The 12,762-nt window shown below is 60.5% G+C and carries 10 protein-coding genes; 4 read left to right on the top strand and 6 right to left on the bottom strand.

The features are described 5' to 3' along the window. Positions 1 to 241 precede the first annotated feature (241 nt). From BLW70_RS19310 to BLW70_RS19285, 6 genes are all read right to left on the bottom strand, one after another. Complete coding sequence (locus tag BLW70_RS19310; protein WP_074876626.1) at positions 242 to 1,426, bottom strand: patatin-like phospholipase family protein; 1,185 nt, start codon at positions 1,424 to 1,426, stop codon at positions 242 to 244. Between the two features lie 100 nt (positions 1,427 to 1,526). Beyond that, positions 1,527 to 1,991: a MaoC family dehydratase gene (locus BLW70_RS19305; protein ID WP_074876624.1), complete on the bottom strand. Its 465-nt coding sequence runs from the start codon at positions 1,989 to 1,991 to the stop codon at positions 1,527 to 1,529. Between the two features lie 13 nt (positions 1,992 to 2,004). Then, positions 2,005 to 2,736, bottom strand: coding sequence for a hypothetical protein (locus BLW70_RS19300; protein WP_074876622.1), 732 nt, complete (start codon positions 2,734 to 2,736; stop codon positions 2,005 to 2,007). Between the two features lie 66 nt (positions 2,737 to 2,802). After that, positions 2,803 to 3,903 carry an AI-2E family transporter gene (locus BLW70_RS19295; protein ID WP_074876620.1) on the bottom strand — a complete coding sequence of 367 codons (1,101 nt, stop codon included), beginning with the start codon at positions 3,901 to 3,903 and terminating at the stop codon, positions 2,803 to 2,805. Positions 3,904 to 3,981: 78 nt separating this feature from the next. Next, entirely contained in the window at positions 3,982 to 4,617 is a 636-nt protein-coding gene (locus BLW70_RS19290) for a response regulator transcription factor (protein ID WP_074876618.1), read from the bottom strand. A 4-nt stretch (positions 4,618 to 4,621) separates the two neighbouring features. Further along, positions 4,622 to 6,898 carry a PAS domain-containing sensor histidine kinase gene (locus tag BLW70_RS19285; RefSeq protein WP_074876614.1) on the bottom strand — a complete coding sequence of 759 codons (2,277 nt, stop codon included), beginning with the start codon at positions 6,896 to 6,898 and terminating at the stop codon, positions 4,622 to 4,624. 231 nt (positions 6,899 to 7,129) lie between these two features. On the opposite strand from BLW70_RS19285, the gene BLW70_RS19280 reads away from it, so the two are divergent. The 4 genes from BLW70_RS19280 (at position 7,130) to BLW70_RS19265 (ending at position 12,711) form a co-directional block, all read left to right on the top strand. Beyond that, complete coding sequence (locus BLW70_RS19280) at positions 7,130 to 8,752, top strand: acyl-CoA synthetase (protein ID WP_074876612.1); 1,623 nt, start codon at positions 7,130 to 7,132, stop codon at positions 8,750 to 8,752. A 125-nt stretch (positions 8,753 to 8,877) separates the two neighbouring features. Then, the gene (locus BLW70_RS19275) at positions 8,878 to 9,204 is read left to right on the top strand and encodes a DUF485 domain-containing protein (RefSeq protein ID WP_074876610.1); all 327 of its coding nucleotides are present in this window, start codon (positions 8,878 to 8,880) and stop codon (positions 9,202 to 9,204) included. Beyond that, complete coding sequence (locus tag BLW70_RS19270) at positions 9,204 to 10,874, top strand: cation acetate symporter (protein WP_074876608.1); 1,671 nt, start codon at positions 9,204 to 9,206, stop codon at positions 10,872 to 10,874. The genes BLW70_RS19275 and BLW70_RS19270 overlap by 1 nt, the downstream gene beginning before the upstream one ends. A 64-nt stretch (positions 10,875 to 10,938) precedes the next feature. Next, positions 10,939 to 12,711, top strand: a complete 1,773-nt coding sequence (locus BLW70_RS19265) for an acyl-CoA dehydrogenase C-terminal domain-containing protein (protein WP_074876606.1) — start codon at positions 10,939 to 10,941, stop codon at positions 12,709 to 12,711. The last annotated feature ends 51 nt before the right edge of the window (positions 12,712 to 12,762 follow it).

The raw sequence follows: 12,762 nt of genomic DNA, 5'->3' as shown, positions 1-12,762 counted from the left end.
AAGTCCGAAAAATCAAGCGCCGCTATTTCCGTATTTCAGCCGCAACACTTTTGTAGCAGCTGCCGAGCCTGCGAGGCTGCGTTCGGCTGCGCAGCAGTCGTAAATCAGTCATTTGCAGTACGTCAGACATACCGCGTCAGCCGGACTCACGACTGCTGCGCAGCCGAACGCAGCCTCGCAGGCTCGGCAGCTGCTACAAATCGTGTTACGGATCGGTATCAGGTAGAGCGCCGGCCCTCCCTCACGTACTCGGCGATTTATGCCACGGATAGCCTTTCGCGCTGAGTTCAAAGGCGTATTCGAACAAGCGCTTCATGTACTCGCCATCGAATCTGTGATTACGGGAAATATCAAAGTCGGAGCCGATGTACGCCAGATTGAAGTCCGCGCCATCCTGCTGTGCAATTCGGTAAATCCGATCCAGATCGCTGATCCCCTGAGTCTGGATCAACGCGCTGATGGCGCGACCGCCGATGCTCAAGGTGCGACGCTTGGTTCCGGACCATTGCAGCTCCAGTTTGCCGTTGCGAATGACATAGAAATGCCGTTCATCACGCAAACGCGCCCCGGTCACGCGGTTCAGCGCCATCACAGTGCCAGGTGGATAGAGAAACACCTGAGTCAGGACGCCTCCGTCCACGTGCATTTCCTGAAACTGTTGGCCATCAACCTCCACATCGATCATGACCGGTGAGACTGCGCCGGGAATACTCATCGACGCGATCATGATGTTGCGAAACAGGTCGAGCGCGCCCGGTGCCTGGCTTGAGGCAATAGCGCCCATGTTCCAGGTGACCGGGCGCCCTGAATCGAGATCGGTGGTGCCGATCATCAGAAGGCGTCCTTTGGCGTATTCCGAGGCGATCGCCGCAAGAACTTCGGCGGTAATGTGCTGTGCAATCAGCCGCGACAGTGGCTTGCTGTGCGCCATACCATCGCTGGCAAGACGGGTCAGCATATTGCGCGGATGGAAAATGTCTTTTGGACCGACTGCATTGCAGATACCCAGAATGACACTGTCGTACTGGGGCCCCAGGTAGGCAAATGGGGCGACCAGGGCGCCAGCGCTGATGCCGGTGACGACTTTGAACACGGGACGAGACCCATGCTGGGTCCACCCCGCAATGATGCCCCCGGCGAATGTGCCGGCATCGCCGCCCCCGGAAACGGCCAACATGCTGGCCAACGGCAGGGTGTCATTGGGCATCCCTGCGCTGGCAAGCGCTTCGGCTTCTCGAAGGTTGGCCTGACTCACATCCCGAATGAACGGCGTCAGGTCCTGGTCCAGCCAGTAGCGGGCATCTGGAATGCCTGGAATAAGCGCTTTTTCGGTTAAGGTTGGCGGCACCGCATCACGGCGTTGCAGGCACGCTTGGCGCAACATGTTCAGCGTTGAAGCGCCAGGCATGAGCAGGAATGTTTTCACAACGCCGCCTCCCGCCCCTGCAATCGACAAGGAACGCGCTCAGTGCAACGGCAAGACGCCTTGCCGCTCACGCCCGCTCCATATACCCATGACTACTGTCTCAATCAGGCGCCGGTCTTCTGAACACCAGCAGTTTGCCGGTGGCTCGTTGCACGACCTTATCGTTTTGATTGAGTGTTTCCATGAACAGGGTCACCACACCCCGGTCCGGCTTGGTGCTGGACGGATCGATGGCCTGAACGGTGCATTGCAGGCGCAACAGATCGTCCGGGTAGGTTGGCGTCGGCCAGCTCAATTCGATACCCAGACCGATGATCCCGTCTGCCAACGGCACGCTTTCCACCAACAACTTCATGGTCAGGGCTGCGGTGTTCCAGCCACTGGCTGCCAGACCACGGAACAGGCTCAGTTCGGCGGCTTCAGGATCGAGGTGAAACGGTTGCGGGTCGAATTCCTGAGCAAAGGCCAGCATCGACGCTCGATGGACACGCAGGCTGTCGCTTTCGAACTGCTGACCCAGGCTCAAGTCATCTAGATAGAGTTTTTCCCAGGAATGAATGGTCATGATTCAACCCTCTCTAGGCGTAGCTGATGTCGCTGAGGTCGATAGCCACCAACAAGACGTCCTTGTCTGGCTGCCCGTCTGCTCCGCGCCGATAGGCTCGCCGTTTGCCGGGCATGCGCAGCCCGTCTGCTTCAACGTAGTCATGAACATACTGCGCGGCAGGCAGGCCACCACTCACGTCAACGTTGTAGTCATGTCGACGAAGCAGGAAGTCCTCGCCGAAATAGAAATCCTGCACCGCGCAGTGGGTGGCGATGTTCTCGGGAAAGGTCACCTGTAATCGTCGCCAGCGCTGTGTTCCCTCTTGCCAGGGTTCGACTTCCTCGGCCAGGACACCCGGCAAGGTGAACAGGAACGGCATGGTCAGGTAGGACCAGAGCGCGTAACCGTTGAAGTACGCCCGCTGAAGTGGATCCCAAGGGGATGTTTGCCCGTGACCGCGAAAGGATTCCCGGGGCGCTGGTCGCTCGGCAATCACCTTGCCCTCGGTGGTTTCGATGGCGATGCGGTCCGGCGTGTAGGCGGTCCGTTGATCAGGCCCACCGAATGGCATCACCGAAGCGCGCTGTTCATGCAGCCAAACGGTCATCTGCCGGGGCGTGCTGTCCTGCGTCAGCCCTTTCATGCCCCATAGCGAGCCGCCAGTCACGAGGGTGGCGCGAACTTTACTGAAGTGGCTCCAGCGTTCCAGACCACCATGGGCGATCAGCACCTGGTCCAGCAGTTGATGACACTGTGTCGTCATGGTGGCAGCCCTGCTCGTCAGGGCGAATGGCCTGAATATCTTTCATGCTAGCGCAAGCCCGGGCAGTCATAACGTCGGCGGGACGTCCGGTCTGTTCGGCGGCTGATCCTCTACCCATTGCCAGAACAACTGATAGCCGACCGCAAGCACTACCGGGCCAATGAACAAGCCGAGGATACCGCTCGTGACCATGCCCCCCAAGGCACCGATCAGCACCACCGGCATTGGCACATCGACGCCGCGCCCCAGCAGCAACGGCTTGAGTACGTTATCCACCAGACCGGCAATGAACACATAGATGGCGAAGATGATCGTCACCGTACTGGCCCCTTCGGTGGCGAACACATAGGCAATCACCGGCAGCGTAATCAAGGTTGCAGGTAATTGCATGATGCCGAGCAGCAGCACCGCCAAGGCCAGCAGACCGGCACCGGGCACCCCCTTGAGCACGAATCCGATGCCCACCAACAGCATCTGGATGAAGGCGATGCCGACCACGCCCAGCGCGACTGCACGAATCGTCGCGGTACACAGTTCGGCGATTTTCGGCCCCTTGCCCGGATCGCTGACGCGTGAAGCGATCTGTATCGCACTGCGCCTGCCGCTCTCGCCGTAGGCCATGAAAATGCCGGCAATGATCAGGGCAAAGATAAAGGTAAGAAAGCCCATGCCGACGCCGGCCAGTTTGGCGAGGAAACCCACACTGAAATGTTTTATCTGCGGCAGGTACTTCGCTGTCAGGTCTGGAAGATCGGTAGAGGCCTGCAGCCATACTGCCGAGATCGACTTGCCCACTAAAGGCCATTCAGCAACTGAATCGGCGGGTGGCGGAATATGGAATTTGCCGTCCCTGATGATGGTCATGGCGTGCTCGACCGAATCGGCAATCGAGGTGACCAACAGATAGATCGGCACCATCAGCACTACGATTGCGACCAGCACAATCAGGGTCGCAATACGGCCGTCTTTCTGCCCCAGCGGCCCCTTGAGCCGCTCTTGCAAGGGATAAAGCGTGATCGCCAGGATCAGCGACCACAGCATGAGGTCGCGAAACGGGCTGAAGATCTCAAAGCAGAACAGCACCAGTACGGCAATCAACCCGGCACGGATCAAAACATCGAGCAGACTGCGAGTAAACGCTTTCTCGGAACTGGATGTGGGCACCATTGCTGCCTCCTTGCAGATCGCTGCAGAGGGATGGGATCGGTAAGCCCAGCATAGACGCCAAATGGAAAGCGTGAGCAATCACCGCAGCTTCAGCGGATCGACCAGTTCAGCGGCGATGGCCATGCCCACCAGGTCCGGCAAGGTATTGGCCTGCATGCGTTTCATTACCCGAGAGCGATACAGGTCGACGGTTTTTGCGCTCACGCCCAGTTGTTCGGCGATCTCGCGGGTGGTGTAACCCTGGACCAGCGGCAGCAAGACATCGCGCTCTCGTGGGGTCAGTGTCAGCAAACGCGCCTGCAAGGCTTCATGGCCCTGATTGCCCGAGCGGTTTGCCGCGCAGTTGCTGAGCGCCTGTTGCACGCTGTCCAGCAGCAATTGCTCGTTGTACGGCTTCTCGATGAAGTCATGGGCGCCCGCCTTGAAGGCGCGAACCACGATCGGTACATCTGCGTGCCCGCTGACGAAAATGATCGGCAGGTTCAGCTCACGTGCGCGCATTTCTTCCTGCACGTTCAAACCGCCCATGCCGGGCATGCGAACATCGAGCAGCACGCAAGCATCAAGACTGGCATCACAGGCATTGAGAAACGCCACGCCGCTGGTAAACGGCAAGGCCTTGAGTCCGACCGATTCCAATAACCAGACCGTTGAGTCGAGCATGCCTTGGTCATCGTCGACCACATACACCACGTGCTCTGTCACACCTGCCATTACGTTATTCCTGTTGTTGTTTTGTTGGGCCGGCCAGCGGCAAGCGACAGCACATCAGCAGCCCGACAGGTTGGCGTCGGGCCTGCAATTCGCCACCGAAACCTTCGATGATGCTGCGGCTCATGGACAAGCCAAGCCCCAGGCCATCGGCCTTGCTGGTATAGAACGGGGTAAATATCTGCTCCAGTTCCGGCTCGCTGACACCCGGGCCCTGGTCTTGCACACTGATTTCCACGGTTGCACCAGCGCCCTGCTCCGCTGCCATCACGATCAGCGAAGGCTGCCCCGGATGTCGTTCGCGGTTGGCGTCGATGGCGTTTCGCAGGAGATTAAGCAGGACCTGCTCCAGCAGCACCCGGTCGGCATAAATCGGCGGCAGATTATCCGGCAGGCGGTCCTCGATTGTCACTTGGCAATTGCTCGCTTCCCAGGCACACAAGCGCACGGCCTCGCGGGCGACGTCGGTGAAATTCAGGGCTTGCATCCGGCGTTGTCCCTTGCGCAGAAACGCGCGCAAACGTCTGATCACTTCTGAAGCATGCGTGGCGTGATGGGTAATGCGCTCCAGCCCTTGCGCCACTCGGGCGGCGGCCTGGGGATTGGAGTCCAGCGTCTGCAAATAGCGCTGACTGGCATTGGCGTAATTGACCACCGCCGCCAACGGCTGGTTGATTTCGTGTGCGATGCCCGAGGCCAATTCACCCAGGGTGACCAGCCGCGCGGTGTGCGCCAGTTCGTCCTGATGGCGGCGCTGTTGCACTTCACGCAGTTCACGCTCGGTCATGTCCCGCGCCACCAACGAGTAATAGCGCTCGCCACCGGCCGAACGGTGCGCCAGCAGCACCAGCGACACCGGCACCGAAGTGCCGCCCCCCGGTGGCTGCAATCGCGCGTCGGTGCTCCAGACACCGTCGCGTTCGGCGCTGCTCCAGCCATCACGTTGCAGACGTGCCAGGTCGCTGCTGGCGAACAGTTCCGCCAGGGCCGGCATCGGTTGTTGCTCATCGATGCCGAGGATGCGCCGCGCCGCGGGATTGAGGTAAGTGACTTGCCCCTCGGGGTCGATGAACAACACCGGGTCGGTGTTGGCCTCGACCACCTCCGCCAGGCGCCGCTTGTTCTCCTCGGCTTGCACCCGGGCGGTAATGTCCCGGGATACGCTGACCACTTCAACCACCGTCCCGGTGTAGGTTTCACGAATCGCCCGGCTCGCGGTTTCGAACCACAGGTAATGCCCGTCGCGATGGCGAATGCGATAGGTCATCGTGTGATAACCGTCCTGCTCCAGGGCATCCCGCGCGCGTTGCACCAGGCTGGCCAGGTCCTGACCATGGAACAAACCCTGGGCCATTTGTCCGCGCAGCTCTTCCGGCCAGTAGCCGAGCAATGTCCAGGACGCCGGCGAGGCATCCAGAAAGCGCCCGTCGGGTGTATGCCTGGAAATCAGGTCGGTGGTGTTTTCGATGATCAGCCGGTACAACCGGCGTGCCGTGGCCGCTTCACGCTCGGCCAATACTTGTGCCGTGGCATCGCGGCAACGGGCAAGCACGCGGTTGTCCTGAGGGTCGGGGATAAACGTCCAGATCAGGATCTGCGCGTCCAATTGGGCTTCGACCCCTTCGATGGCGCGCTGCTGGTCCAGGCAGGCACGGACCAGCACCCGGTGATTGACTGGCAGAAAACCCAGCACATCAGTCAGCGGTTTTTCGGCGAGCAGTGCCAACAGCGCGGCATTGAACTCCAGCGGTCGGCCCTGGGCATCGAGCAACAGGCTCGGTTGCGGGTCGTGGCCCAACAGCGGCGAGCCGCGCAGCATGCCGTTGACGCTGCTCAGCAAGGTCGTCAGCAAGTCCTGCACCCAACCCAGCCAATCAAGACTCACGCCTTCGCACACTTCCACCAGCAACAGCCCCGGCTGCCCCGGCTGCAAGGCCAGATCAAACACCTGGCCATGGCTGATAGCGGCCCGGCGCAATCGCCCGGCCAACCAGCAATCGAGTTGACGTACTTGCGCCAGATCCAGCCGCCCCGCTTCGGCCAGCCGATCAAACAACCGCTGATCGCTGGCCAGCGAAGGGTCGCCCAGCCCCGGTGGAAAATGCTGGGCGGCGCCCTCGTGGCTGTAAATCCGCGCATTGGCTTGCCAACTCAGATAAACCGCCCGGCGCACCTCGGGGCAATCCTGCAGCGCACGGCACAACGCATCGGCCCGGGCGGCCAGAGACACACCCTCGCGCTGCAGGCGCAACCAGCTGTGCAATCGAACGGGGGTCAGGGTCATCACAGGTCCGCTTCGTTGGGGAAGCCAAGGATATACCGGCCTTGGCGGTGTGGCTGTATTGATTTAGATCCGCAAGAATCAAATATAGTATATATCCTATATGACGTAGGTTGTACTTCCATATAAGTGGCTGAATGTTATATAAAGCAAACCGGACATAAAAGGTGCCCCCAGCGGCGACGCTGCAAGGGTCACCTATAGAGCTAACAATCAGCCACCGAGTACCCGTACATGTCGATCTATGAACAAGGGCTAGGCCCTGCGGCTGTCAATCATATTGCCTTGTCTCCGCTCAGCTTCATCGAGCGCACCGCCAGCGTTTATCCAGACTACCCCGCCGTCATCCATGGCTCTATCCGCCGCACCTGGGCGCAGACCTACACCCGCTGCCGTCGCCTGGCGTCGGCTCTGGCCGGGCGCGGCATCGGCAAGAACGACACCGTAGCGGTGATGCTGCCCAACATTCCCGAGATGCTGGAAGTGCACTTCGGCGTGCCGATGATCGGTGCGGTGCTCAACCCGCTCAACGTGCGCCTGGATGCCGAAGCCATCGCCTTCATGCTGCAACATGGCGAAGCCAAGGTGCTGATTACCGACCGCGAGTTCCATGATGTGATCCACGCCGCGATCGGCATGCTGGATCACCCGCCGCTGGTGATCGATGTCAATGATCCGGAATACGGCGAAGGCCAGGCGGTCAGTGATCTGGACTATGAAGCGCTATTGGCCGAAGGCGACCCTGCTTTCGCCTGGCAGTGGCCCGATGATGAATGGCAAGCCATCTCGCTGAACTACACCTCAGGCACTACTGGCAACCCTAAAGGTGTGGTTTACCACCATCGCGGTGCATACCTGAACTCGCTGGGCAACCAGATGACCTGGGCCATGGGCAACCACCCGGTCTACCTCTGGACCCTGCCGATGTTCCATTGCAATGGTTGGTGCTACCCGTGGATCATCACCGCCATGGCCGGTGTGCATGTGTTCCTGCGCCGCGTCGATCCACAGAAAATCCTCACGCTGATCCGCGAGCATCAGGTCACCCACCTGTGCGCCGCGCCGATCGTGCTCAATGCCTTGGTCAACATGCCGGAATCCGCTAAAGCGGCGATCGATCACCCGGTCAACGCCATGGTCGCCGGTGCCGCGCCACCGGCCAAAGTGATCGGTGCCGTGGAAGAAATGGGCATCAAGGTCACCCACGTCTATGGCCTGACCGAAACCTACGGTCCGGTGACGCTCTGCGCCTGGCATGCGGAGTGGGACGAGTTGCCGCTGGACGAACGGGCGCAAATCAAATCCCGTCAGGGCGTGCGCTACCCGACGCTCGAAGGCGTGATGGTCGGCGACTCGAAGACGCTGGAGCCGACCCCGCGAGACGGTCAGACCATCGGTGAGATCTTCATGCGCGGCAACACCGTGATGAAGGGCTACTTGAAGAACCCGACCGCCACGGCCGAAGCGTTCGAAGGCGGCTGGTTCCACACTGGCGACCTGGCGGTGTGTCATCCCAACGGTTACGTCGAAATCAAGGACCGACTCAAGGACATCATCATTTCCGGCGGCGAGAACATTTCCACCATCGAACTGGAAGGTGTGCTCTATCGCCATCCAGCCGTCATGGAAGCGGCCGTCGTCGCCCGCCCTGATGAGAAGTGGGGTGAAACGCCCTGCGCCTTTATCACATTGAAGGCTGATCACCAGGACGTTCGCGAGGCCGACATCATCGGTTTCTGCCGCGAGCATCTGGCCGGTTTCAAAGTCCCGCGCACGGTGGTTTTCACCCTGTTGCCGAAGACCTCAACTGGCAAGATCCAGAAGTACGTTCTGCGCGACAGGGCTAAAGCGCTCTAACCCGAACCAACGTTGTACCCGTCAAGCGGCAGGTGCCTTTACCTGCCGTTTCGGGCTCGTGCACGCCGAATTCGGCGCTGCCCTGCCCCTTACACACTGATAACAAAAACAATGTGGAGCCACCCATGATCGACATCCATTCAACCGATACCCAACGCTGTGAACGCATTCGGTCCAACCCGAAATTCCTTCAATTGGTGAACAGCCGTTCGCGCCTGGCCTGGTCGCTGAGTGCTGCGGTGCTGGGCATTTACTATGCGTTCATGCTGGTGGTGGCGTTTGCCCCGCAGTGGCTGCATGCACCGCTCGCCGAACATCGGATGTTGACCCTGGGCATGCCGGTTGGCGCGGCGATCATCATTTTTTCCTGGCTACTGACCGGTTGGTACGTCTACAGCGCCAACACCCGCTTCGACGCACTGGGCGCGGCCATTCTCGAGGAGAGCAAGTAATGAACCTGCTACGTAAACTTCTCCTCGCCGCTGCCGGGCTGTTGCCGGCCTCCGTCGTGCTGGCTGCACCCGCGCTGGGTGCGGTGGAAAAACAACCGCTCAACCTGCATGCGATCGGCATGTTCTTCGTCTTCGTGCTGGGCACGCTGGCCATCACCTGGTGGGCCGCGCGGCAAACCAAATCAACGTCCGACTTCTACACGGCGGGTGGTGGCATCACCGGGTTCCAGAACGGTCTGGCGATTGCGGGCGACTACATGTCTGCGGCCACGCTGCTGGGGCTGTCCAGCCTGGTATTTGCCAAGGGCTACGACGGCTTCATCTATACCATCGGTTTCTTCGTCGGCTGGCCGATCATCACCTTCCTGATGGCCGAGCGCTTGCGCAACCTGGGGCGTTACACCTTTGCCGACATCGTGTCCTATCGACTGGACCAGAACAAAGTGCGGATCTTCGCCGCGTTTGGTTCGCTGACGGTGGTGTGCTGCTACCTGATCGTGCAGATGGTCGGTGCGGGGCAGTTGATCAAGTTGCTGTTTGGCCTCGACTACCCGGTAGCCGTGGTGATCGTCGGCGCGCTGATGCTGGTGTATGTGATTTTCGGCGGCATGATCGCCACCACGTGGGTGCAGATCATCAAGGCTGTGTTGCTGTTGGCTGGCGGCACGACCCTGGCGTTGATGGCCATGTCGCAATTTGGCTTCAGCTACGAAACCCTGGCCAGCAAAGCCGTCGAAGCCCATGCCAGCGGCTGGAACATCATGGGCCCCGGCTCAATGCTCGCCGACCCGATCAACACCGCTTCGATGTCGCTGGGCCTGGTGTTCGGGATTGCCGGTCTGCCGCACATCCTGATGCGCTTCTTCACCGTGCCTAACGCCAAGGAAGCGCGTAAGTCGGTGTTCTACGCCACGGGCTTCATCGGTTTCTTCTTCCTCGTTGTCTGCACCCTGGGCTTTGCCGCGATGGTGATCATCGGTACTGACCCGCAGTACTACGTCAATGGTGAAGTCGGCGGCGCCTTGATTGGCGGCGGCAACATGGTTGCGATGCACCTGGCCAAAGCGGTCGGTGGCAACCTGTTCTTCGGGTTCCTCTCGGCCGTAGCCTTCGCCACCATTCTGGCGGTGGTCTCCGGGCTGGCCCTGGCCGGTGCTTCGGCGATTTCCCACGATCTCTACGCCACGGTGTTCAAGAAAGGCAAAGCCAGCCAGAAACAGGAAATGCGCGTGACCCGCATGGCCACTGTCGGCCTGGGCATCATCGCGATTCTGCTGGGCATTCTGTTCGAGAAGATGAACGTCGCGTTCCTGGTGGGCCTGACCTTCGGTATCGCCGCATCGACCAACTTCCCGGTGCTGATCATGGCCATGTACTGGAAAGGCCTGACCACCAAAGGCGCAATCATCGGCGGTTTCGCCGGCCTGATCTGCGCGCTGGTGCTGGTGATCCTTTCGCCAGCGGTCTGGGTCACCGTGCTCGGCCATGCTCACGCGATCTTCCCGTATGACCACCCGGCACTGTTCTCCATGCCGCTGGCGTTCTTCGTGATCGTCGTGGTGTCGAAACTCGACCAAAGCGTGCGGGCCGACAAGGAGCGTGACGCTTACGCCGACCAGTTCGTTCGCGCCCAGACCGGCCTCGGTGCCGCCAGCGCTTCCGCTCATTGATTGAAAGGGCACGGCCTGCTAAAGCGGCGCCGTGCCCATCGCACAACCTTTTGAGGTTCACGTTATGCCCGAATTCAACGCCCCGCTGCGCGACATGCGCTTTGTCTTGCACGAAGTGTTCGACGCCCCGGCCCTGTGGGCACGCTTGCCGGCCCTGGCCGACAGTGTCGACGCCGCCACCGCTGACGCCATTCTTGAGGAGGCGGCCAAAGTCACCTCGCACCTGATTGCGCCATTGAATCGCAGCGGCGACGAGGAAGGCGCCCAGTGGGTCGATGGCCAGGTCAGCACGCCAATCGGTTTCAAACAGGCTTATGCCACCTACATCGAAGGCGGCTGGGTGGGTCTTTCCGGTAACGCTGATTTTGGCGGCATGGGCATGCCGAAGATGCTCGCGGTGCAGTTCGAAGAAATGCTCTACGGCGCCAACTCCAGCTTCGCGCTGTATTCGGCGTTGAGTTCCGGTGCCTGCCTGGCGCTGGATGCTCACGCCAGCGACACCCTGAAAAACCTTTACTTGCCGCCGATGTACGAGGGCCGCTGGGCCGGCTCCATGTGCCTGACCGAAGCCCACGCCGGCACCGACCTGGGGATTATCCGCACCCGCGCCGAACCTCAGGCCGACGGCAGCTTCAGCATCACCGGCAGCAAGATCTTCATCACCGGTGGCGATCAGGACCTGACCGAAAACATTGTGCATCTGGTGCTGGCCAAACTGCCGGACGCACCCGCGGGGCCGAAAGGCATCTCACTGTTCGTCGTGCCCAAAGTGCTGGTTAATGCCGACGGTTCCCTCGGTGCAGCCAACGCTGTGAGTTGCGGTTCGATCGAACACAAGATGGGCATCAAGGCCTCGGCCACCTGCGTGATGAACTTCGACGGCGCCAGCGGTTGGCTGGTCGGCGAAGCCAACAAAGGTTTGGCGGCGATGTTCACCATGATGAATTACGAACGCCTGTCCATTGGCATTCAGGGCATTGGCTGCGCCGAAGCGTCCTATCAGAGCGCCGTCGCCTATGCCCGTGAGCGGGTTCAGAGTCGCGCGCCGACCGGTGCCATTGCTCCGGACAAAGTGGCTGACCCGATCATCGTCCACCCCGACGTGCGCCGCATGCTGCTGAGCATGAAAGCCATGACCGAGGGCGGCCGTGCGTTCGCCAGCTATGTCGGCCAGCAACTCGATCTGGCGAAGTTTTCCGATGACGACCAGGAACGAGACAACGCGCAAAACCTGGTTGCGCTGCTGACGCCGGTGGCCAAGGCGTTCTTCACCGACACTGGCCTGGAAAGCTGCATCCACGGCCAGCAAGTGTTCGGCGGCCATGGCTACATCCGCGAATGGGGCCAGGAACAATTGGTCCGCGACGTGCGCATCGCGCAGATCTACGAAGGCACCAACGGCATTCAGGCCCTGGACTTGCTTGGACGCAAAGTGCTCGCCGACAAGGGCTTCGCGCTGCGCCAGTTCACCGCTGAGATCCGTCATTTCGCCCATCAGCCTGATGCGCCCTACTGCGCTCAACTGTTCGATGCCGTGCAGCGTCTGGAAGACCTGAGTGACTGGCTGCAGGATCGGGCCGCGACCAATCGCAACGAAGTCGGCGCCGCGTCGGTGGAGTATTTGCACCTGTTCGGTTACGTCGCCTACGCCTGGCTTTGGGCACGTATGGCACAGGTTGCCAAGCAAAAGCTGCCCGAAGACCAAGGGTTTTATGGCGCGAAGATCGCCACCGCCGACTTCTATATCCACCGCCTGCTACCGCGCATTTTGAGCCTGGAGCAATCCATCCGCGCGGGCAGTGCCTCGTTGTTTGGCCTGAGCGCCGAACAGTTCTAACGATTGAACCGCACGCGGCGCCACGCTCCTCTCTTTTTGGCGTTCGCGTTT

This window comes from Pseudomonas frederiksbergensis, from assembly GCF_900105495.1.
Taxonomy (GTDB): Bacteria; Pseudomonadota; Gammaproteobacteria; order Pseudomonadales; family Pseudomonadaceae; genus Aquipseudomonas; species Aquipseudomonas frederiksbergensis.
Note: the sequence above shows the minus strand (reverse complement) of the source record. Positions and strands in the feature narration are given on the sequence as shown.

What these genes read in the sequence shown, in the direction of transcription:
- BLW70_RS19305 (WP_074876624.1), bottom strand. Translation starts at nt 1,991, where the DNA reads ATGACCATTCATTCCTGGGAAAAACTCTATCTAGATGACTTGAGCCTG.
- BLW70_RS19300 (WP_074876622.1), bottom strand. Translation starts at nt 2,736, where the DNA reads ATGACGACACAGTGTCATCAACTGCTGGACCAGGTGCTGATCGCCCAT.
- BLW70_RS19295 (WP_074876620.1), bottom strand. Translation starts at nt 3,903, where the DNA reads ATGGTGCCCACATCCAGTTCCGAGAAAGCGTTTACTCGCAGTCTGCTC.
- BLW70_RS19290 (WP_074876618.1), bottom strand. Translation starts at nt 4,617, where the DNA reads ATGGCAGGTGTGACAGAGCACGTGGTGTATGTGGTCGACGATGACCAA.
- BLW70_RS19285 (WP_074876614.1), bottom strand. Translation starts at nt 6,898, where the DNA reads ATGACCCTGACCCCCGTTCGATTGCACAGCTGGTTGCGCCTGCAGCGC.
- BLW70_RS19280 (WP_074876612.1), top strand. Translation starts at nt 7,130, where the DNA reads ATGTCGATCTATGAACAAGGGCTAGGCCCTGCGGCTGTCAATCATATT.
- BLW70_RS19275 (WP_074876610.1), top strand. Translation starts at nt 8,878, where the DNA reads ATGATCGACATCCATTCAACCGATACCCAACGCTGTGAACGCATTCGG.
- BLW70_RS19270 (WP_074876608.1), top strand. Translation starts at nt 9,204, where the DNA reads ATGAACCTGCTACGTAAACTTCTCCTCGCCGCTGCCGGGCTGTTGCCG.
- BLW70_RS19265 (WP_074876606.1), top strand. Translation starts at nt 10,939, where the DNA reads ATGCCCGAATTCAACGCCCCGCTGCGCGACATGCGCTTTGTCTTGCAC.